We start from the raw sequence: 22,911 nt of genomic DNA, 5'->3' as shown, positions 1-22,911 counted from the left end.
CCTCCTTAAAATGAATTATTCCTCTTTAGTAATATACTCAGCAAATTTATTTATTAGAATCCTAGTTTAATATTCAATGTTTGGTATGCTAAAACATAATCCGTAAAGCAGTTAATGCAATAATACAGAAAATCACAGTTACTGTCCAAAAAACCCCCACAACCTTTGTTTCCTTCCAACCTAATAGCTCAAAATGATGGTGGAGAGGTGCCATTTTAAAAATCCTTTTACCTCTTGTCTTGAAAGAAACCACCTGAATTATTACCGAGGCAGTTTCAACAAGATATACAATACCAACTAAAAGTAGAACCCATGGCATTTTTGTTATGACAGCCACGGTTCCTACAGCTCCTCCGAGAGCAAGTGAGCCAGTGTCTCCCATAAAAACTCTGGCTGGATATTTGTTAAATATCAAAAACCCCAGACAACCACCTGCAACAATAGAAGAGAACATTTTCACATATGACCATCCGGGAAATGCCATGGTTATTATGGCAAAAAATACCATAACTATTAATGTAATTCCTGCAGCAAGCCCATCAACTCCATCAGTTAGATTTACTGCATTGGTCATAGTTAAGAGCACAAGAATATTAAAAGGTATAAATATCCATACTGGCAATTCAAGAGTATGTTCCAGTCCATAAAAAGGAAGGATTATATCTGTCCCCAGTTCAGGGTTAAATGAAACATAGGCTACAAAAACTGTACTTACTGCAAATAGCCCCAGCATCTTTTGACTGGGATTCAATCCATCTTTCCTCTTTCTTGTAACCTTGATAAAATCATCAATAAAACCAACCAGGCCAAAGCCTACAGTTACAAAAACAAGAGGCAGCATTTGAGGATATTCGAAATAATATATAGAAGCTACAATTATTATAGGTATTAAAAAAATAATTCCCCCCATTGTTGGGGTTCCTTTTTTTCTAAGGTGTGTGGAAGGTCCATCATCCCTTACTGTCTGACCAAATTTCAGCTTTCTTAGTATAGGTATAATAATAGGACCTACAACAAGTGCTAATGCGAATGTTAATGCAAAAGCCTTTGCCTGTGCCGAAAAATATATTGAAATATCAGGCAAATCTAATCTCCCCTTTTATTGTATAGTATTTCTGTCTGTCATTAGTTTATTTACAATTTCCTCCATCTTCATACTCCGGGAACCTTTTACAAGTATTACATCCCCAGACATAATTAATTCTTTCAGGTAATTCCATCCTTGAGCATTATTCTCAAAAGTTTTCACATTTTCAGGGTTTGCTCCGGAATTCAATGCACCTTCAGCTATTTTTTTAGCATTGTTTCCTACGGTTATAATATAATTTATGCCCTTTGAAAAAGCAAGTTTTCCAATACCGTAGTGAGCCTGATCAGCCCATTCCCCCATTTCCAGCATGTCACCTAATACAGCTATTTTTCTTGAATTTCCTGCCACATCTTTTAAAACATTTAATGCTGCTTCCATTGACTGGGGATTGGCATTATATGTATCATCTATTATCTTTATATCTTTTAGTTCAATGATATTTAATCTCATTTTTTCAGGTTTATATTCTCTTATACCTTTTATAATATCATCAACAGGTATATTTAGTTCAATTCCTGAAGCTATTGCAGCAAGAGCATTATATACATTATGTATTCCAGGTGCAGGTACATAAATTTCATAATCCACACCATCTATTCTGATTTCAAAATAAGAACCTTTTTCACCGGCTAATCTGATATTTTCTGCTTTATAGTCTACTTCTTCCTCGGTTCCGAAATACTTTGTCCTAAATCCCAGCAAACCTCTCATACCCGATAAAAGCTTGTCATCACCGTTAAGTATAACCAGTCCCTCTTTACTTAAACCTTCAAGTATCTCCAGTTTTGCTTTTAGAATATTCTGCCTGGAACCAAGTTTCTCAATATGAGCCATACCTATATTAGTAATTATCGCAACATCAGGTTTTACAATAGAAGTCAGACGGCTGATTTCTCCGAAGCTATTCATGCCCATTTCAAAAACAGCAGCCTGATAGCGTGAGTCCAGATTTAATACTGATAGTGGCAGGCCTATCTCATTATTATAGTTTCCCATGGTTTTAAGTGTATTTAGATGCTGACCGAGAACACAGGCTACCATTTCCTTGGTGCTGGTTTTACCAACACTTCCTGTTATTCCGATAAATGGTATATTGAACTTGCTTCTATAGTAAGCCGCTAAATCTCCAAGAGCCTTCTTAGTGTCATTGACTTTTATTACTACAATACTACCTCCGTCAATCTTGATATCCTTACTTGTTAATACGGCTTTTGCTCCTGAATTAACTGCTTGTTCTATAAAGTCATGGCCGTCATAACGTTCACCTTTTATAGGTATAAATAGGTCTCCATCCATTATTTTTCTTGAGTCTATAGACACACCTGTTATTTCGGCATCAGGAGTTCCATTTAGTAAAACTCCCCTTACGGCAGCTAGTATTTCACTACATTTTAAAGCCAGCATTAATCATCACTCCAAATTCTTGCCTCTTATTTCATACAGTATTTCTTTTACCACTTCTCTTTCGTCAAAATTAATAGTCTTGTCTTTAAAAGTCTGATATGTTTCATGCCCTTTACCGGCCAGGACAATAATGTCACCAGGTTGAGCATTCATTATAGCGTATTTTATTGCTTCCCTGCGGTCTACTATCACTATGTATTTTCCGTCTGTCTCCTTAATTCCTGCCTCTATATCCTTCACTATTGCAGAAGGTTCTTCAGTTCTTGGATTGTCCGATGTTATTATTGTAAAATCAGCTATTCTACCTGATACTGCTCCCATAAGTGGTCTCTTTGTTTTATCCCGGTCTCCTCCGCAACCGAATAAACTGATAACCCTTCCCGGAGCAAAATCCTTTACTGTGCTTAATATGTTTTCCAGACTGTCAGGTGTATGAGCATAATCAATCATTACTGTAAAGTCAGTACCTGTATTTACCACCTCTGCTCTTCCCGGAACATTAACTCTTTCCAGTCCTGCTTTAATATCTATATAGGATATTCCCATCATACCGCATATACCAATTGCAGCCAGTGAATTGTATACAGAAAATATTCCTGGAATGTTAACTGTAATTTTCCCCTCAAACCATGGAGTTATAGCTTTATATTCCACCTTGTCCGGATATTTGACAATATCTACAGCCCTGATATCTGCATCTTTATATATTCCATAGGTTGTAATACCGCATTCAGCACCTGCTATTATTCTCTGGCTGTATTCACTGTCTGCATTCACAAGGCCTTGTTTGCACATTTTAAACAGTTTGGTTTTGGCCAGGAAATATTCCTCCATATTTGCATGTTCTCCGGGAGCTATATGATCTTTTGACAGGTTTGTGAATACACCGATATCAAAATCAGTGCAGCTTACTCTATGAAGGGCAAGCCCCTGGGAAGACACTTCCATCACAGCAGAATCCACAACCCTTTCCGCCATCTCAGCAAATAAATGCTGGAGATTATATGATTCAGGAGTTGTCCTTTCGGTATATATAATCTCATTTCCTATGTGATTTGCTATAGTTCCTATAAGTCCTACCTTCTGGCCGGATTTTTCCAAAATGGACTTAACCATATAGGTTGTTGTGGTTTTTCCTTTTGTTCCTGTAATTCCTGTTAAGTGGAATTTTGTTGAGGGATACCCGAAAAAAACACTGGAAACATAAGCTAGTGCATATCTTGAGTTCTTTACCAAAATTACAGGTATATTCTCAGGAACGTTTACTTCTTTTTGTACAATTAATGCAACAGCTCCATTTTCAATGGCATCTTGAACAAACAAATGTCCGTCCGTCTTAGCTCCTTCCATACAAACAAAAAGGAAGTCTTTCTTTACTTTTCGGGAGTCATATGCAATATCTTTTATCCTGATATCCATATCACCCCTGGCTGATACTATTTCCATTCCATCAATAAGTTCTCTTAATTTCATAAATATGTACCTCCACTTAAGCCAACTTTGTTGGTTACTCAATATTATCTACATGTTGAAAATCAACTGCTATTACCTCACCAAGTGGTACAGCCTCTCCTGGTTGGACATATTGTTTAACCGCAATACCCATGCCTGATATTTTAATATTCAAACCAACCTGCTCCAAAGCTTCAGTGGCTTCATCAATAGTTTTATTCAATACATTCGGCACTGCAACTTTAGTTTGTTCTGCAGGCTTATATGTATATAATATAACAAGGGATTTCTCGGTCAAGATAGCATTTGGCAGGGGTGTTTGCTCCAGAACCAATGCATCTTTATTATTAGCATCTCCTTCCACTCTGTATTTCAAACCATATTCCGCCAATTTTTTTGCTGCTTCAGCTACAGTCATATTTCTTACCTCAGGAACATATACTTCCCTCAGCATCATTTCCTTGTCCTTTTCAGTATACCTTCTCTCAACCCCGAGATAGCTTAACACTTCTTCAACTAATTTCCCTGCTGTAGGAGCTGCTATTGCGCCGCCCATATAAGATTCTCCTCTTGGGTCAAACAGAGCTACCAATGCACATATAACCGGGTTATCTGCAGGAGCTATGGCTACAAAAGAAGCTATATAAACATTATTTTGTGTTGTCTGCGATGTTCCTGTCTTTCCTGCCACCCTGTATCCTTTAACATAAGCATTGCTTCCCGTACCTTCAGATACAACACCTTCTAATATATTCAACATTGTACTTGCAGTCTGCTCGGATATTACAGTTCTTACCACCTCAGGTTCAAATTTCTTTACTATGTTACCTTCAGAATCAGTAAGTTCTTTTACAAGTCTTGGTTTCATCAGTTTACCACCATTAGCAATAGCGGTATAGCTGGTAATCATTTGAATTGGGGTAACTGTAAGTCTCTGTCCGAAGGAGGCTACTGCCATGTCAATTTCAGTAGGTTTTTCATGAACAACACCAATTTCCTCCTTAGTAACTTCAATTCCTGTTTTACTAAAAAAACCAAAAGCTCTTACATAAGAATAAAACCTGTCTATCCCTAAACTTTGCGCTATCTTAACGAATACAGGGTTACATGAATTGTATACTCCTTCTCTGAATGTTTCATTGCCATGGGGATTTGCCCTCCAACAACTGATGGTCCATCCGGCAAGTTTTACAGGAAAATCATTAACAGGAGTATCAGGTGTTATAATACCTTCTTCCAGAGCTGCAGCTGAAGTAATTGTCTTGAAGGTTGACCCTGGCTCATAAGTGTCCATTACATTTTTGTTTCTCCATACAGTTTGCCTTAAGATGTCTACGTCATCGTTACTGGCAGAGCCCCTCCATGTTGTGGCATCTACAAAAGGAGGTGGAGCATAGGGATCGTTTAAATCGTAGTCAGGTTTTGATACCATGGCCAGTATATCACCATTTCTTGGATCCATTACAATTATTACGCCACCACCTGCCACTTTATAATCGTTTATTGCAGTCTCCAATATATTCTGGGCTATATACTGAATGGTTTCATCAATTGTAAGAACTACATTTAAGCCATCCTGTGCTTCTATCCGCTTCTCAACACTAAAAGGAAGTGCTCTTCCTCCCGCATCCATTTCGCTTAATATCTTTCCGGGGACTCCCTTCAGATATTTTTCCATTACTGCTTCAATGCCTTCAATGCCCCGGTTATCTATATCTGTGAATCCTATAACCTGGCATGCCAGGTTTCTGCCGGGATAAAACCTCTTAGTATCTTCATCAATATATATTCCCTTTATATTTTCCTTCTCAGCCCATTCCCTTACTTTATCACCAATTTCTTTATCAACTCTTCTTTTAATGTATTCATACTGTGTATTCTTTGATAGTTTCTTAAGTACATCTTCCTTATTAAGATTCAATATGTCTGAAAGGCCTTCAGCAATCATATCAAGAGACTTTCCTGATTTTGCAATATCATTGGGATTGACAGAAATAGTCTCTACTGAAGCACTTATTGCCAATTCTCTTCCGTTTCTGTCATAAATTATTCCTCTGGCAGGGCTTATTGTCCTTCCCATTTGTTGCTGTTGAAAAGCTTTTTTCTGAAGCTCGTCTCCCTGAACTATCTGTATGTATGCTATTCTACCTATTAAAGCTACCACAACAAGAAAGTAACATAACAAAATAAATAATAATCTTTTCTTGGTAGTTATACTTGCTCCTGCCAATATTTACCCCCCTGTCAAAGTCCATTTATAAAAAAAGACCGCAGATTGTGCAAAAATATTTACACTTATCTAAAGTCTCTGTCTTATGTCATTCCATATTTTTGTATAATTTATAAACATGTTGATAAACATTAGTCTATTAATCCTATCATTTTATTCACTATATTCATAAGAAACGCAAATAATTTATTGCTTTTATCGTTTTCTTCCATGTAGTTTTTTGCAACCTTCGTAACATCATTCTTTGGAACCCTTATATATACCTTCTGGTATCTGTCCGGGCTTTGCATTCCTAATCTTGTCTCGGCCATTTCTTTTACTTTTGACAGACTCATTTCGGTTTCTATTTGAACTTTAAGTCTTGAATTTTCATTTTTTATTTCGTTATATTTTCTATCCAGATCACTAACCTGGTAATTAAGTTCTGTTATTAAGGCATACCTGGACATTAAAAGTAAACTGGCTGCGAACACGAAAATAATGGTAAAAACTATCCTCAGCCTTACTTTATATTTTGCCTTTTGTTTCTTTTTTTCTTTAAGAACCTTATTATCTTCATAGACATCATATTCTATTTTGGGGACAGCTGTACCATAAACGTAATTTTCTGAGCCATGTTTCATTCTTATTCACCTCAAACATGATTTATGAATGCACATGAGGTTAAAAATTAAAAATTTATCTTTTGTATATTTATTGTTTTTTCTTTTGTATGTTTTAATTTTTATCCTTTGCAAATAATAACCTTATCTTCTGTGTTTTTCTTCTTTTTCCTTATCTTTTGCGTATTATTCTTTATCTTTGGTATTTTACCAGTCTGTCTATGTTAAATTGCTGATAAACAAATAATTTGAAATTAGTATTAAACCACTAAACCTTTTTTGCAACTCTTAATTTCGCACTTCTGGCTCTGGGATTATCCTCCAGTTCTTCTTTCGAAGCTGTAATTGGTTTATTATTTACAACATCCAGAGTTTTTACAGCACCGCATACACATACCGGTAGCTTCTTTGAACATCTGCATGGATCACTTCTGTTTTTAAACTGTGTTTTTACTATTCTGTCTTCAAGTGAATGAAAAGTAATTATACAAAGTCTGCCTCCTGGATTTAACAGTGCTACGGCATCATCAATAACCTGTTCCAGTACTTTTAATTCATCGTTAACTGCAATCCTTATTGCCTGGAAAGTACGTTTAGCAGGATGAGGGCCCTCTCGCCTTGCTTTGGCCGGTATAGCAGCCTTTATTATGTCCACAAGCTGGAATGTGGTTTTAATTCTCTGCTTCTTTCTGTAATCAACAATGAAAGAAGCTATTCTTGAAGCCCATTTTTCCTCCCCGTACTCCCAAAGTATATTTCTTATCTCCTCTTCGCCAAACTCATTTACTATAATCTCAGCTGTCAATTCCCCCTGCCTGTTCATTCTCATGTCAAGTGGTGCGTCTTTCTGATAACTGAATCCTCTCTCTGCCTCATCTACCTGATGTGAAGATATACCTAAATCCAACAGGATACCATCCACATTTGTAATATTGTTTTTACGGCATATTGATTTCATATACAAAAAATTACTGTTTTCTAATATAAATGAAGCTTGTCCTTCCAATTGTGCAAGTCTTTGCCTCGATACTTCAATTGCAAATGGATCCTGATCAATTCCAATCAAAGTACCCTTTTCAGATAATCTTTTGTATATTTCTATTGCGTGTCCGGCTCCACCAATAGTGCCGTCAATATAAATGCCATCCTGCTTGATATCCAGATTATCAATGCATTCTTTTAATAAAACAGGCTTATGTTCAAAGTTCATATGTTTCCAACTACTCTTACTTACTATGTATTCTAAATGCCCAATGCAGACATTTTTTCAGCAATTTTATCAGCATTATCGTTAAAATCACTGCTATGGGCAATCCAGCTTTCTTTATCCCAGATTTCAACTCTGTTAATTGCGCCCAGGATATATGCATCTTTGCCAAGACCTGCATAATCCCTTAAATTTTGAGGTATAAGTATTCTTCCCTGTTTATCAATTTCACATTCCATTGCACCTGCTACAAAAAATCTTACAAAAGCTCTCCCTTCCTTATCTGTCAGGGGTATTGACTTTAGTTTTGAAAGTATTCCTTCCCACTCATCCTGTGAATACGCAAACAGACAGTTATCAAGACCTTTGGTTATAATAAACTTATCACCAAGACCTTCTCTAAACCTTGAAGGAATAATAATCCTTCCTTTTTGATCTATCGTATGTTGGTATTCACCGCAAAATAACATACTTACCTTACCTCTCGGTGACACTTGTCACCACTTTCCACCACTTTCCACCACTTATAATGTAATTTTATTTCATTATGGAATAATAATCAAGATGTAATTGGATTTTTTTTTAATATTCAAAAGCAAAGGGACAGTTCTTCGAAGCAAAGGGAAGCAAAGGGACGGTTCTTCTGCTTCCAAAAGGAAGCAGAAGAACCGTCCCTTTGCTTTCAAGAAACGTCCCCTTTCTTTCTGGTCCCCGTGCTTCTTTGCTAGTTTCACTTATTGCTGAGTAAAAAACATCCCCCGTTTTCTTCTCATGGATACACTTAAGATAACTCCAATTAATATGAAATTCGTAATCATGGCACTTCCACCCTGACTTACAAATGGAAGGGGTAAACCTGTTACAGGCATAAGCTGTAAACACATTCCAATATTCTGTATAAAATAAAATCCCAACATGCCTGTTAGTCCTGCTACTACATATGAGCCGTAATAATCACGTGCACTTCTGGCAATATGCAAACACCTGAATAATATTATAAAAACTAGAATTACAACAATTATACAACCGATAAATCCCAGCTCTTCACCAATAACTGTAAATATCATATCAGATTCCTTTACAGGCACTCCATTGCTTTGGGTTTGTATTCCCTGATATAGTCCTTTACCAAAAATACGTCCCGACCCTATCGTCATTTTTGCCCTCTCAGATTGAAAACTAGTTCCTAGTTCATCCTGTCCGGGAAACAGGAATTCTCTAATTCTATTTTTACGGGGTTCATTTAGTACATAAAACCAGAGTAATGGTGTGGAAAGCAAAAACAATCCTGCGGTAATAAAAATATATTTATATTTTATACCGAATACGAAAATCATTATGAAAAATGTAAAGACAAATACAAAAGCAGTTCCGTAATCAGGCTGCAGTCCTACTAATAATGTAGGCAGTACTGAATAAATTACAAATTTCACTATATCTTTTTTATTGCCTTGCCCATCCTTGATTCTTTCAAGAAAAACTGAAACAAACACAACAAAAGTTATTTTTGCAAATTCGGCAGGTTGGAAACTTCCAAATACAGGTATAACCAGCCAACTTCTACTTCCTACAGTTTCATAACCCTTACCAACAAAAAGAACCAGGATAAGAAGAAATATGCTGCCAAGATACAGCAACACACTTACATTCTTAAAAACTTTGTAGTCAATTGCACTGATTATTAATGCAAGTAAAGAACCAATAACAAAACTAAATATCTGTACTCTCATCATTCTCGCACCATCAGGCATATTTTTTGTGGCACTGCTCAACACAAATAACCCGATGATAGAAAGAGAAAGTACAGCACCAAAAAGTATATAATCAAATTGTTTTATAAAATTAATGTCTTTCGTTTTTTCAATAAAATACATTTTCGAACTCTCTTTATCCGGTGATTTAGAGATTATCTTCCTGTACATTGCCAGGTAATTCCGTATGATCCTTGGTTAATTCTCCTAATCGTCCTTCAGAATTTTCATCAGAATTCTCATGATAAATCTCTTCATTTACATTTTCCTGTTGATCGTAAAGAATACTATTATTTTCTTCTCCAACTTCATCCTTTAATATTTCATCTTCTTCATTTTTATCTTCTATTATATTGTCTTCTTCTGCAGCTTCATTTTCTGTTATTTCATCTTCATTTTGCTCACTATTTCTTATTTCTTTTAATAATGCACCATATTTGCTTTCTCCGATCACTAAATTGTTAATCATTTCTTCTTCCATCTTCTTTCTTCTAACCAGGAATGCTATTCCAAAAGCAATTGCAAATAAAGCAGCCAAGACCTGGGATATCCTTAAATTTCCAAGCATGAGACTATCCAGTCTTAATCCTTCTATCCAGAATCTGCCTATACCATATAAAATCATATAAAGGAAAAATATTTCACCTTCACGTTTCTTATGTTTTCTGTACCATAAAAGGATAAAGAAAACGCCCAAATTCCATAACGATTCATACAAAAAAGTAGGATGCACAGGTTGTGAAGGAGTTACATTTAATCCTGAATCCCGTAAATACTGTAATTCTCTTTTAATTATATCCCCTGTCATTCCCCAGGGTAAGCTGGTATTCGCCCCAAAAGCTTCTTGGTTTATAAAATTCCCCCATCTTCCTATTGCTTGGGCGAAAGGCAGATAAGGTGAAGCAAAATCAAAAAGCTTAAAAGCTCCGATTTTCCTTTTATTAGCAAATATATAAGCAACAATAACAGCTCCAATTATTGCTCCGTATATAGCCAGTCCTCCCTGACGGGTATTGAAAATATCCATCAGATTATCTTTAAAATCATCCCAGGAAAATATAACATAATATAATCTTGCAGTTACAATTGCCACAGGAACTGCATATAAAACCAAATCAATTATTGTGTCAGATTCTATGTCAAATTTCTTACTGTCGTGCATTGCCATTAATATAGATAGTAATATAGATGAGGCAATAATTATTCCATACCAATATATAGGTATGCCAAATAGATTAAAAGCAACGGGATTTATTGAGAAACGAAGACCCCATAATCCTGGAAATTCTACTATATTCATTTATATCCCCTACCTTTTAATTTTTTGAACTTCTCCACCTTATAACAGGTGAAGATTCTCGCTTCATACGCCTAGTTATCTACTGCGTCCACGAGCCTCACATCGGGTAGTCCCTGCCCTAGTTATGCTATAGCAATTCATCTCCTGCTTATTGAAGCGGGAGTACTCTTGCTGTTTTTATGATAATGGATTTATCACTGATAATGCAAATTTATCTAAGTTAAAATGTTCTTTGAAAACCTTTGAAACATACTCAAATGATATTTTATCATATACATCTAAATAGTCAAACATATTAACATTCTTAAAATATATGGATATAAAAGCATGGGAAATTCTTTCTATTGAATTAAACTGCCTAATAAATCTTCCATACATGGATTTTTTTACTCTTTCAAAACTTCCGGCATCAATTCCCTTATTATGCAAGTTTTCAATTTCCTGTGTAATAATCTTTTTCACTTTCAGAGGATCGCTTGATTCTCCTCCAATAACAGAGAAAGCATAATTCCTTTCCAATGAATAATCGAACTCGAACGTATTATTTATTAATCCCTGATTATATAGATTTCCGTATAACTGTGAACTCTTTCCCATAATCATTTCCAAAAGTATTTTCACTGCCACTTCCCTATTCAGATAATCAATATTCTCGGTTATGTCAGGGTTGTCCATAAATCCCATTTGGAACAAAGGAGTTGAAACCTGGAGATTTTGCTGAATGAAGTTTTTATTTAATTTTTTCTCCCTTTCGGGAAAGATTCTGATAATTTCAGGAGCATAATCCGTAATTTTTATGCTTTTTTCCACTTGTTCGAATACTTCCCCTGGATCTACATCTCCCACAACAAGTATCATCATATTGGATGGATGATAAAATGTATTATAACATTTATATAATATATCTCTGTTTATATTGCTTATACTTTCTACTGTTCCGGCAATATCTATCCTAACAGGATTATCTCTATAAAAAGCTCCCAATAAGTTAAAAAAAGATCTCCATCCCGGATCATCCTGGTACATCTTTATTTCCTGAGCAATTATACCTTTTTCCTTTTCTACGCTTTCTTCGGTAATATACGGATTTTGCACAAACTCCAGCAAAAGTTTAAAATTCTCACTGAAATTATTGGTGCATGAAAACAGATAAACTGTTTGATTAAATCCAGTATAGGCATTAGGATTCGCACCGAGCTCAGAGAATTTGTCCATTATATTTCCATCTTTCTGTTCAAAAAGCTTGTGCTCAAGAAAATGAGCAATGCCTTCAGGTACAATTGTTACTTCCTTATCCCCCGGAGCAATAAACTGATTATTTATGGACCCGTAATTCGTAGCAAAAGCTGCATATTTTTTTGAATAACCTTTTTTCTGTATTACAAAAGCCTTTAGACCGCTTTTATGGTCATAGCAATACATGGTCTCATTTATTTTGGAATAATTCTTTTCCTTAATGTTCATAGTAACCGCCTTCCAAAGTTTATTTTGCTTATGGAAATATTCATTTGCTTGTCAAAAAATAAATAGTATCAAGCTGGACTTTTTCTGCGACTTTTATAATATCCTGTTTTGTAACTTTTCTTAGTTTTTCAATAAGAGTTTCAAAATTATCCTTTGTATTGGCCGCAATCTGGCTTACGAAAAAATCCACCATCTGAATCTGGCTGTCCTGCAATGATCTAACTCCTGTTTCCATAGTTTTAAGTGCAGATTCATATTCATAATCAGAAATATTTCCTCTTTTTATTTCTTCCACCTGTTCAATAATTATTTTAACAGCCTTTTCTTTGTTTTCAATTTCAATACCGCAGCTAACAAGCAATAGTCCCTTGAATATTTCCTGCCGTGAGAAAATGTAATAAGCCAGGCTCTGTTTTTCTCTTACATTCTGAAACAGTTTAGAATGAATTCCACCACCTAAAATGCTGGTGTATAATGCAAGAGGGTAATATTCCTTGTCACCAGGAAAAATATTGGTTCTGAATCCTAAGGACAGCTTGCCTTGATTTACATCCATTTTTTCGGTAACTTCCCTGACTTTTTGTATTTCACTTTTTATATTCAAGAGTGATAACTCCTTTAGATTTCTACGTTTTATGCTTTTTAATTTTTTCAGTGCAAACCTAATGTTGTCATCACTAATATTCCCAGTTAGAAATACCTGCATAGGAAGTGTTTCAATGCAGGTCTTATAGTAATCATATAAATCCTTGTTCCCTATTTCTTCTAATTGGGCCACAGAGCCGTATTCATACACACTAAAAGGCTCACCTTTGCACATTTCCTCGTAACATCTGTCAACAGCATACTGAACCTTATCGTTTATCCTGCTTTCAATCAATTTCCTGAGATTTTCTTTCTCCTGCTTTAGATAATCTTCTTTGAACATGCCATTTTCGAGTACAGGCTGAGTGATTATTTCAAAAATCACTTCAAATGCTTTTTGAAATAAACTGTCATCAGAATCTGCATAAATATCAGCTAAGAACTCCATATAGAAATGCATTAACTGCCGTTCACCCTTTTTGGCAACTCCACAGTCAAAAACCGTTCCATACAACTCTTCAAGATAAAGGGCAATATCCTGGTACGTAGGCAGCTTTTGGCATCCTCTTCTGAGAACAGCCGGAATGAGTGCATTCTTCGTAGCTCTTTCTTCATCTAATACATCATGAAAAAAAATATTTACTGTATTTGTTTTAAATTTATTTGTTTTTATCAGGTAAACATCTATACCACAAAAAGATTCAATCAATGATATATTATTTTCCAAAGTATCCATCCCTTCCTTTTGAATATAGTATACTTATATAGAACTTAATTATTCAGTAGTATATTCACCTTTGGAAGAAAAATATTTTTTCCCTTCTAAAATATCTTTATTAATCTGTTCCACCAATTCCTCTACACTGTTAAATTTTCTCTCTTCTCTTAGTTGTGAGAGAAAGAAGATCTCTGCTTCCTTCTGGTAAACATCATCATTAAAGTCAAAAATAAAGGTTTCTACGCTGACTTTTTTCTGCAGTCCGAAAGTAGGTGCCATACCTACGTTGGTAATACTCTGATACTCCTTACCGTTTATTTTGGTAACTGTTATATATACGCCATATTTGGGCAAAGCGATGGTTTTTTCAGGATAGATATTAGCAGTAGGAAATCCCAGCTGGCTTCCTACATGTCTTCCTTTACCTACTTTTCCTCTTATTGAATAATTTCGTCCAAGAAGGCTAGATACTTTTTCCATGTTACCATTAAAAATATTAGTCCTTATTAAAGTACTGCTTACAATCTCATCATTTACTTTTATAGGAGGAATAACTTCAACCTTTAAATTGTATTTATTTCCGATATCTCTAAGCATGTCCGGATTTCCCTTGCCCTTATGTCCAAACCTGTAATTAAAACCAACAACAGCTAGTTTAGCATTCAGAGTGCCTATAATAATATTTTTAATAAAATCTTCAGGCTCCATTTTTGAAAAACATTCATCAAATTCATCAAAACATAAATAATCCAGGGAAGTTTTTGCCAATAATTCTGATTTCTTCTGGACAGTTGTTATGATAGGAGTTGAATTTTCTTTTGCTATGACATCCTCAGGATGCCTGGAAAAAGTATATACTAGTGAAGTCAAACCACTCTTCTTACTTTCGGCAATTAAGGTATTTATTAATGCCATATGGCCTATGTGAAGTCCGTCAAAATTACCAAGTCCAACTCCTGTTTGCTGTTTATTTACCAAAGCTAGCTTTTCTCTTCCGTATATTACTTCCATTAATTAATCCCCCATTACTAAAGTCGAGACTTAAAGTGCTAAAAAAACTTTTTTACTTTTACAAATACACCCTTCTGACTATTTACAATTTCCCCCAAAGCAATGAATTTATTATCAGTACTGTATACCCTTACCAACTCACCTGTTTTGAAAAAATTACCGCAAATTTTTGCAGCGGCCCCATTACTAAACTTTCTCTCTTCAAAACTATTGAGCATAACAGGCTTATACTCTTCAAGAACGCTATCAATTTTAATAATTTTACTGTCTAATTGTTTTGTTTTATAAAAATATAATATATCTTCAAGAGTTAATGCAGAGTAGATATGCATATTTCCAACAGCCATTCTGACCAAAAAAGACATATGTGCTCCACAACCCAGCTTTTTACCTATATCTGAACACAAAGTCCTCATATAGGTACCTTTTGAGCAACTCACATCAAAAAGCACTCTTCCCTTTGATTGTCGGATAATTTCAATTTTATATATTTCAACTTCTCTGGGATTCCTATCTATTTCCACACCTTTTCTGGCCAGCTCATATAATTTTTTCCCATTTACTTTAATTGCAGAATACATAGGTGGTACCTGCAGGTACTTTCCTTTAAAGCTGTTAATGACATTTATTATATCCTGTTCAGAAACTTTTACTTCACATGTATTAATAACATTTCCGAAGGAATCCTGGGTATCAGTTTCAGTTCCAAGAGTCAACTCAACCCTGTAAATCTTATTTTTGTTCATTATGTAATCAATTGCTTTTGTAGCACTGCCAAAACATATAGGCAACACTCCCACCGCACCGGGGTCAAGGGTCCCAGTGTGTCCTATTTTTCTTTGCTTTAATAGGCCCCGTAAATATGAAACCACGTCAAAAGAAGTCATGCCGGGTGGTTTTAAAACGTTAATTATACCATTCATAAATTTTATCAACTCATCAGTACATTTTTAATCTTATCCAGAAGCATTGTTTTTGCTTCCTCGAGGCTGGCTTTAATAATGCATCCCGCTGCCCTTTTATGTCCTCCTCCCGAAAAGTGATTGGCAACAGCAGCCACATCAATATAATTATTAGATCTTAAGTTTACTTTTATGGTATGATCACTATTTTCTTTTAGCATTACAGCAACCTCAACGCCTTGAATACTTCTGGCTATGTTTACTAAACCTTCGCTATCTTCGTCTTTGGCACCAACACTCTTAATGATTTCATCTGTAATTGCTGTAACCGCTACTTTTCCTCCATAAAACAGCTGCAAGGAATTTATTGTATGTGCCATGAGTTTCACTTTTTCCAGAGAGTTAGTTTCAAATACTCTCTGGGATATTTCTGATACATTAATATCTTTTTCTATAAGCTCTGCAGCTATTCTATGAGTTTCAGGCTTTGTATTGCTGTATCTGAATCCTCCGGTATCAGTTGAAATAGAAACATAGAGACATGCTGCAATATCCCTGTCGATATCCACATTCAAAGTATTAAGCAACCTGTATATTATCTCACCAACAGATGACACTTCTGCGCGTACATAATTTATGTGGGCAAATTCAGAATTTGTACTGTGATGGTCAATATTCAAAGTAACTCTTGAGTTTTTGAATATTGCAGCTCTCTTCCCAAGCCTGTCCAGGCTTCCTGTATCTAAAGCAATAGCCAGGTCATATTCTATATCGCAGTTTTCAGGTTCTTGGGTAATAATTCCTGTTAATTCTTTTCCTGGGAGAAAATCATATATAAATGGAATTGGCTCTTCAAGAAAAACTTTGATTTGTTTATTCATTTTTCTAAGAGCCAGTCCCAAAGCAAAGCTTGAACCCAATCCGTCTCCGTCTGCTGAAATATGTGGTAAAATTGCAATACTTTCAGCTTTATTGATCTCTGAAGCCAGACTATTAAATATCATGTTATACTGCAGCCCCTCATTTTCCCTTCATTGTATCATCAATAAGCTTGCTCAGGTATATTCCTCGTTCAATAGAATCATCAAGCTCAAAAAGTATTTCAGGAGTATATCTGATTTGTACCCTGTGGCCAATTTCACGCCTTATATAACCTGCGGCACTCTTTAATGCATCCATAGCATTCTTTTTGTCTTCCTCACTTCCCAGTATACTTACGTATACTTTTGCATACCTTAAATCCTTGGTGGTATCTACAGAAGTAATGCTAACTATCTGAGGCAGCCTTGGATCCTTAAGCTCATTTTGGATAATATTACTTATTTCCCTCTTTATCTCCTCAGATATTCTGCTAATCCTATTTGCCATATATCAGCACCGCCTCTCATTCTCTTTTTACTTCTTCCATTATATAGGATTCTACAATATCTCCTTCTTTAATATCATTAAATCTTTCAATTGACAAACCACATTCAAAACCTTGCGCAACTTCTCTTACATCGTCTTTAAACCTCTTAAGTGAAGCAAGTTTGCCTTCATGCACAACTATACCATTTCTAACAATTCTGACTCCTGAATTTCTTACAATTTTTCCGTCAGTTACATATGCTCCACCTATTGTTCCTACACCTGATGCTTTGAATAGCTGCCTTATTTCTGCATGCCCAAGGACAACTTCCTTAAAGGTGGGTTCGAGCATACCCTTCATGGCTTTCTCTATATCTTCAATAGCCTCATAAATTACTGTGTATAACCTGACATCAACCTTGTGATCTTCCGCAATTTCCATAACATTAGGTCCCGGCCGCACATTAAACCCAATAATTATTGCATTGGATACACTTGCAAGGGTAACGTCTGATTCATTGACCGCACCTACTCCACCATGAATAATATTAATTCTTACCTCTTCATTAGTCAGTTTTTCAAGTGCTTGTTTTATAGCTTCAACTGATCCCTGAACATCAGCTTTTACTATTATATTCAAATCCTTAACTTTACCTTCTTGAATTTGATTATACAAATCTTCAAGAGAAATTTTTGCCGTTGACTTAAGCTGCTCTTCTCTCTGCTTGTTCTTTCTCTTTTCTATCAGGCTCTTGGCAACTTTTTCGTCGGTAATTACATAGAACGTTTCTCCCGCTTCAGGTACTTCAGGCAATCCAAGTATCTCAACAGGAGTTGAAGGTCCTGCACTCTTAATGTTTTTGCCCTTATCGTCAACCATTGCTCTTACTCTTCCCATAATGCTGCCTGTTATAATTGTATCCCCAACATTCAATGTACCTCTTTGAACCAGTAAGGTTGCAATAGGACCTCTGTTCTTATCAAGTTTTGCTTCAATTACAGTACCCTTAGCCTGTCTGTCAGGATTAGCCTTAAGTTCCATAATATCTGCAGTAAGTAGTACCATTTCAAGAAGCTGGTCAATATTTGTCTTTTGCTTAGCTGAAACAGGTACCGCTATTACATCTCCACCCCATTCCTCAATGAGGAGTCCATACTCTGCCAACTGCTGCTTTACTCTCTCAGGATTTGCATCAGGTTTATCTATTTTATTAATAGCAACTATTATCGATACATTTGCTGCTTTAGCATGATTTATTGCCTCAATAGTCTGTGGCATAACACCATCATCAGCTGCAACTACCAGTATGGCAATATCTGTTACCTGTGCTCCCCTTGCTCTCATGGAAGTAAAGGCTTCATGTCCCGGAGTATCAAGGAATGTAATAATTCTATTGTTAATTGTTACTGTGTACGCACCAATATGCTGTGTTATTCCACCTGCTTCACTTTCAGTTACATGGGTTTGTCTTATAGCATCAAGGAGAGAAGTTTTTCCATGGTCAACATGACCCATGACTACCACTACAGGTGGCCTTGGTTTTAATTTGCTTTCATCATCTTCAGTTTCGTCAAATAAGATATCTTCCTCGTTAATAACGACTTCCTTCTCAACCTTTATATTAAATTCATCAGCTACAATAGCTGCAGTATCAAAATCAATTTCCTGGTTTACTGTTACCATGAGACCCATACTCATGAGCTTCTTAATAATCTCGGTAGATGTTTTCTTTAAAGCTTCAGCAAAATCTTTCACTGTTAGACTTTCAGGTATTTTTATAGAGGAAACAGCTGCTTTATGGGGAATATTCTTGGTTTTTTCTTCGCTAACTGAAGTATTCGCATTAACTTTTGATTCTTTTTTAGGTTTTTGTACCTTCCTTGATTTTTTAAGCTCCTGTTCATCAATTAAAAATTCATCGTATATAAAATCTTCTGAAAGAACCTCGGATAACCCCCTTTTGTCATGAAGCATAAAAGCCTTGGGCTTGATTTTCTTGGTTCTTCCGCCCTGATTGGAAAGGATATCCTTCTTGGAAACCTTCTTCTCTCCTTTTACAAATTCTTTTTCTAAATAGTCACGCTTTAGTTCACTTCGCTGACTGCCTAGTTCTTTCTTGGATGCAGTAAGATCAGGCTTTGAAATCTCAATAGTTTTTTCTGGCTGTTTGCTACCAGATTTGGGAGCATCTTTTTCATTCTGATTAATATTTGATATAGTCTTATCCTCTTTAATGCCTTTACTAAATTTCTCAACATTAACCCTGTGATGCTCAGCAGCTTCCCCCTGTTGCTCCCTTGGCTCAGTTCTATTGACAACAGCAACTTCTGGCTTTGCTTCATTGTTTATGACAGAAGCAGATTCATGGGTGAAGTCAACTTTACTAATATGTGTGTCTTCTTTCTTTTCAGCAGCTTGCTCATGTATTTGAACAGTCTTCTGTTCCAGGCTTTTTTCGGTTTTTTGTTCTTCCTGCATAAGTTTAGTTTCCTGTTTTGCAGCGTCCACTCTTTTGTCTATCTGCTCATGTGCCTGAGAAGCTGTCTTGTTGCCGGCAATGAGATCCTTCCTGATATCTTGTCTTATTTCCTGTTTAATTTCCGGCTTAACTTCCTGCTTAGTTTCAGGTTTAACCTCAGGCTTAACTTCAGACTTAGCTTCATGTTTAGATTCTGGCTTGATTTCAAGCTTGGCTTCTTGTTTAGCCACAGGTTTGATTTCTTGCCTTACTTCCTGCTTTATCCCTTGTTTTACTTCATGCTTTATTTCCTGTTTAGGTTCCTGTTTAAGTTCTTGTTTTATTTCCTCATAGCTTTGCGGCTTCTTGCTTTCATCACTCTGTTTTATATTCTTTTTCTTATTTAAAGATATCAACTCCATTATAGAGTCGTATCCTGTATCTCTTACAAACCCAGCTCTTAATCCTGAATTATCATCAGCAACTCTTACAAAATCTCTTTTAGAATTATTATATTTGCCACTCCGGTTACCTGATGCCTTCGTACTGGGAGGAACGGTTTTTTCTTTCTTTTCGGAATCAACTCTTATTTCTGTAGTCCTGATAATTCTCGGTGCATTCTTCTTAATATTCTTTAAGTTTCTATTACTTTCTACTGATGGCTGAGCTTCTGGCATTTTCTTTTCTTCTTCTTTTGCTTCACTATCCTGCTGAATAACACCTATATGTTTATACAGAGCTTTAATCTCATGTTCTTCCAGAAGACTCATATGATTTTTTACTATTATATTTATTTCAGCCAACTTTTCTATAAGCCTTTTACTTGTTGTATTCAGTTCTTTCGCTAGTTCATAAATTCTAACCTTTTCCAATCTATTCACCCCCATTTTCAACTCTAGAACTTTGGGTCAGTTCTCTTAAGCGTGCCGCAAAACCCTCGTTGGTTATAGTCAATACCGAACGCACATCCTTCCCTATATATTTGCCAAGAAGCTCTTTCTTGCCATAAAACACTATGTCAACTTTTTTATGCATACAAATATTATTAAACTTTTTTTTAGTATTATCCGTTGCATCTTCGGCAACTATAACAAGTTTTGCTTTACCGGAGCGGATAGCTCTTTCGCAGGTATCATCGCCCGATACAACCTGACCTGCTTTAGCAGCCAAGCCCAGAAATCCATATATTTTATTGAACACTATCTCCCTCCACTTGTTTTGCCAATAGATCATATACCTCGTCACTTATTGATGTTTCAAAAGCTTTTTCAAATTTTTTTCCCTTCCTTGCTTTTACAAAGCAATCTATATTTCTGCAAATGTATGCACCTCTGCCGGGCTTCTTGCCAACTAAATCAACACTAACCTCGTTCTCCTTATTGCAAACTACCCTGACAAGTTCTTTTTTAGGCTTCATTTCATGGCAACCCAGGCACATACGCATAGGAATTTTTCGTTGTTTCACATTGAATCACCATTCCTTCCATCTCTGAAAAACTATCTAATGTCATCTTCAAAGAAGTCAGGCTTATAATTCTCGTCATAATTTAATAATTGCTGTTCAATGGTTGCTCTTAACTGGGATTCACTCTTAATATCAATTTTCCAGCCTGTTAGTTTGGCTGCAAGCCTTGCATTCTGCCCTTCCTTGCCAATAGCCAAAGACAACTGGTAGTCAGGTACTATTACCCTTGCACTTTTTTCCGCTTCATCAATATCAACCCTAACCACCTTGGCAGGGCTCAAACTGTTGGATATATATTCCGCAGGATTACTACTCCATTTTATAATATCAATTTTTTCTCCCCTAAGTTCATCAACTATTGCCTGGACTCTTGTTCCTTTCTGTCCTACACATGCTCCAACAGGATCCACATTTTCATCTTTTGAGAAAACAGCTATTTTAGTCCTGGAGCCAGGTTCTCTCGACAAACTCTTTATCTCAACTGTACCATCATGGATTTCAGGAACTTCAAGTTCAAATAATCTTTTTACCAATCCGGGATGCGTCCTCGAAACAGTAATTTGAGGCCCTTTTGAGGTCTTTTTTACTTCAACAATATAAACCTTCAGCCTATCATTAAAGCGGTATTCTTCTCCCGGGGTTTGTTCCTGAGGAGGCAATACAGCTTCCGCTCTTCCCATGTCAATAATCAGATTTCTTTTCTCTGCTCTCTGAATAATCCCAGTTACAATTTCATCTTCTTTATTATAGAATTCATCGTATATAATCCCTCTTTCTGCCTCCTTAAGGCGTTGAACAACTACCTGCTTGGCAGTCTGGGCAGCTATTCTTCCAAACTTCCTTGGAGTTACCTCTATTTCTGCAACATCGTCTATTTCCAAACTTGGATTTATTTTTTTCGCATTCTCAAGGGATATCTCCGTTGCTTCATTCTTTGGATTGGCAACCACTTTTTTCAGTGTAAAAACTTTTACTGCTCCTGTTTCTCTATCTATATTAATCCTGACATTCTGTGTTGAACCAAAATTTCTCTTATATGCAGAGAGCAAGGCCGCTTCTATGGCCTCGATTATTGTTTCCTTATCTATTCCCTTTTCCCTCTCCAACTGCTCTAACGCATGTATTAACTCTGCGCTCATTCCACTAACCTCCCACTTTCCCTATTTAATTATTAAATTATTATTTATTAAAATTTAACAACTCTTTTAACCAAAGCTACTTTATCTCTATCAAATTCTAAAATTTGTGATCCATTCTGTCTAATTCTGATTTTATTGTCTATCAAACCTTCCAATTCTCCAACAAAAACCTTAACTTTATCTATAGGCTGAAAAAGTTTTACTTCAACTGTTTCTCCCTTATACCTTTCGAAATCCCTGTCTTTTTTTAAAGGCCGGTCCAGGCCAGGTGATGAAACCTCCAGAATATAACTCTGACTTATAGGGTCCTTCTCATCTAATACTTTATCCAATTCCTGGCTTACAATCTGGCAATCATCTATGGTAATGCCCTGGGGTTTATCAATGTATACCCTTAAATACCAAGCCATTCCCTCTTTAACAAACTCAACATCCACTAATTCAAAAGAATATTTCTCCACAATCTCTTGTGCTAACTCAGTTACTATTCCTTCAATTTTTTTCTTTGACATACATAAATCCTCCAAAATATTGACTTTAACAAGGACATAATACGAAAGAGTGGGATAAGCCCACTCTTCGAAAAAAATATATATCCTTAAGTCAACTAGTATTATATCATTATTATTAACATATATCAATTATTTTAATCAAATTATTGTGTTTATTTTATGATAATGTCACCTTGTTAATTATTTTGATAAAATGTCACTATGAAGGGCAAGGTGTATTATCTAATGTCACAAGAGCAGCTTAAAAGGTATACTGTCATTGAGAAAACACTT

At 35.8% G+C, this 22,911-nt stretch carries 20 protein-coding genes; all 20 read right to left on the bottom strand.

What is annotated here, in order from left to right; all coding sequences use genetic code 11:
• Positions 1 to 88: 88 nt before the first annotated feature.
• Positions 89 to 1,069, bottom strand: coding sequence for a phospho-N-acetylmuramoyl-pentapeptide-transferase (locus tag GXX20_11745; protein ID HHW32323.1), 981 nt, complete (start codon positions 1,067 to 1,069; stop codon positions 89 to 91).
• 30 nt (positions 1,070 to 1,099) lie between these two features.
• Positions 1,100 to 2,494 carry a UDP-N-acetylmuramoyl-tripeptide--D-alanyl-D-alanine ligase gene (locus GXX20_11740; GenBank protein HHW32322.1) on the bottom strand — a complete coding sequence of 465 codons (1,395 nt, stop codon included), beginning with the start codon at positions 2,492 to 2,494 and terminating at the stop codon, positions 1,100 to 1,102.
• Between the two features lie 6 nt (positions 2,495 to 2,500).
• The gene (locus GXX20_11735) at positions 2,501 to 3,967 is read right to left on the bottom strand and encodes a UDP-N-acetylmuramoyl-L-alanyl-D-glutamate--2,6-diaminopimelate ligase (GenBank protein ID HHW32321.1); all 1,467 of its coding nucleotides are present in this window, start codon (positions 3,965 to 3,967) and stop codon (positions 2,501 to 2,503) included.
• Between the two features lie 34 nt (positions 3,968 to 4,001).
• Positions 4,002 to 6,176: a PASTA domain-containing protein gene (locus GXX20_11730; GenBank protein HHW32320.1), complete on the bottom strand. Its 2,175-nt coding sequence runs from the start codon at positions 6,174 to 6,176 to the stop codon at positions 4,002 to 4,004.
• 131 nt (positions 6,177 to 6,307) lie between these two features.
• A complete protein-coding gene (locus GXX20_11725) occupies positions 6,308 to 6,799 on the bottom strand; it encodes a cell division protein FtsL (GenBank protein ID HHW32319.1) in 492 nt (163 codons plus the stop codon).
• Between the two features lie 247 nt (positions 6,800 to 7,046).
• Complete coding sequence (gene rsmH / locus GXX20_11720) at positions 7,047 to 7,988, bottom strand: 16S rRNA (cytosine(1402)-N(4))-methyltransferase RsmH (protein HHW32318.1); 942 nt, start codon at positions 7,986 to 7,988, stop codon at positions 7,047 to 7,049.
• Positions 7,989 to 8,020: 32 nt separating this feature from the next.
• On the bottom strand, positions 8,021 to 8,455 hold the full coding sequence (gene mraZ, locus GXX20_11715) for a division/cell wall cluster transcriptional repressor MraZ (protein HHW32317.1): 435 nt from the start codon (positions 8,453 to 8,455) through the stop codon (positions 8,021 to 8,023).
• A gap of 264 nt (positions 8,456 to 8,719) precedes the next feature.
• Positions 8,720 to 9,859, bottom strand: a complete 1,140-nt coding sequence (locus GXX20_11710) for a rod shape-determining protein RodA (protein ID HHW32316.1) — start codon at positions 9,857 to 9,859, stop codon at positions 8,720 to 8,722.
• Positions 9,860 to 9,884: 25 nt separating this feature from the next.
• Positions 9,885 to 11,036 (bottom strand): prolipoprotein diacylglyceryl transferase, encoded by a 1,152-nt coding sequence (locus GXX20_11705; GenBank protein ID HHW32315.1) that lies wholly within the window; start codon positions 11,034 to 11,036, stop codon positions 9,885 to 9,887.
• Between the two features lie 177 nt (positions 11,037 to 11,213).
• Positions 11,214 to 12,500 (bottom strand): insulinase family protein, encoded by a 1,287-nt coding sequence (locus tag GXX20_11700; protein HHW32314.1) that lies wholly within the window; start codon positions 12,498 to 12,500, stop codon positions 11,214 to 11,216.
• 40 nt (positions 12,501 to 12,540) lie between these two features.
• Positions 12,541 to 13,821 carry an insulinase family protein gene (locus GXX20_11695; GenBank protein HHW32313.1) on the bottom strand — a complete coding sequence of 427 codons (1,281 nt, stop codon included), beginning with the start codon at positions 13,819 to 13,821 and terminating at the stop codon, positions 12,541 to 12,543.
• Positions 13,822 to 13,860: 39 nt separating this feature from the next.
• Positions 13,861 to 14,814, bottom strand: a complete 954-nt coding sequence (locus tag GXX20_11690) for a bifunctional riboflavin kinase/FAD synthetase (GenBank protein HHW32312.1) — start codon at positions 14,812 to 14,814, stop codon at positions 13,861 to 13,863.
• Between the two features lie 38 nt (positions 14,815 to 14,852).
• Entirely contained in the window at positions 14,853 to 15,737 is an 885-nt protein-coding gene (gene truB, locus GXX20_11685) for a tRNA pseudouridine(55) synthase TruB (protein ID HHW32311.1), read from the bottom strand.
• A gap of 8 nt (positions 15,738 to 15,745) precedes the next feature.
• Complete coding sequence (locus GXX20_11680) at positions 15,746 to 16,720, bottom strand: bifunctional oligoribonuclease/PAP phosphatase NrnA (GenBank protein HHW32310.1); 975 nt, start codon at positions 16,718 to 16,720, stop codon at positions 15,746 to 15,748.
• A 16-nt stretch (positions 16,721 to 16,736) separates the two neighbouring features.
• Positions 16,737 to 17,084, bottom strand: coding sequence for a 30S ribosome-binding factor RbfA (rbfA, locus tag GXX20_11675; protein ID HHW32309.1), 348 nt, complete (start codon positions 17,082 to 17,084; stop codon positions 16,737 to 16,739).
• A 16-nt stretch (positions 17,085 to 17,100) separates the two neighbouring features.
• Entirely contained in the window at positions 17,101 to 20,409 is a 3,309-nt protein-coding gene (infB, locus tag GXX20_11670) for a translation initiation factor IF-2 (protein HHW32308.1), read from the bottom strand.
• Positions 20,396 to 20,755: a 50S ribosomal protein L7ae gene (locus GXX20_11665; GenBank protein ID HHW32307.1), complete on the bottom strand. Its 360-nt coding sequence runs from the start codon at positions 20,753 to 20,755 to the stop codon at positions 20,396 to 20,398. Before GXX20_11665 ends, infB begins: the two co-directional genes overlap by 14 nt.
• Complete coding sequence (locus tag GXX20_11660) at positions 20,712 to 20,987, bottom strand: YlxR family protein (GenBank protein ID HHW32306.1); 276 nt, start codon at positions 20,985 to 20,987, stop codon at positions 20,712 to 20,714. Before GXX20_11660 ends, GXX20_11665 begins: the two co-directional genes overlap by 44 nt.
• Positions 20,988 to 21,019: 32 nt before the next feature.
• Positions 21,020 to 22,126 carry a transcription termination/antitermination protein NusA gene (gene nusA, locus GXX20_11655; GenBank protein ID HHW32305.1) on the bottom strand — a complete coding sequence of 369 codons (1,107 nt, stop codon included), beginning with the start codon at positions 22,124 to 22,126 and terminating at the stop codon, positions 21,020 to 21,022.
• 47 nt (positions 22,127 to 22,173) lie between these two features.
• The gene (locus GXX20_11650; protein ID HHW32304.1) at positions 22,174 to 22,638 is read right to left on the bottom strand and encodes a ribosome maturation factor RimP; all 465 of its coding nucleotides are present in this window, start codon (positions 22,636 to 22,638) and stop codon (positions 22,174 to 22,176) included.
• Positions 22,639 to 22,911 lie beyond the last annotated feature (273 nt).

This window comes from Clostridiaceae bacterium (assembly GCA_012840395.1).
Taxonomy (GTDB): domain Bacteria; phylum Bacillota; class Clostridia; order Acetivibrionales; family DULL01; genus DULL01.
This window is presented reverse-complemented; position numbering and strand designations above follow the sequence as displayed.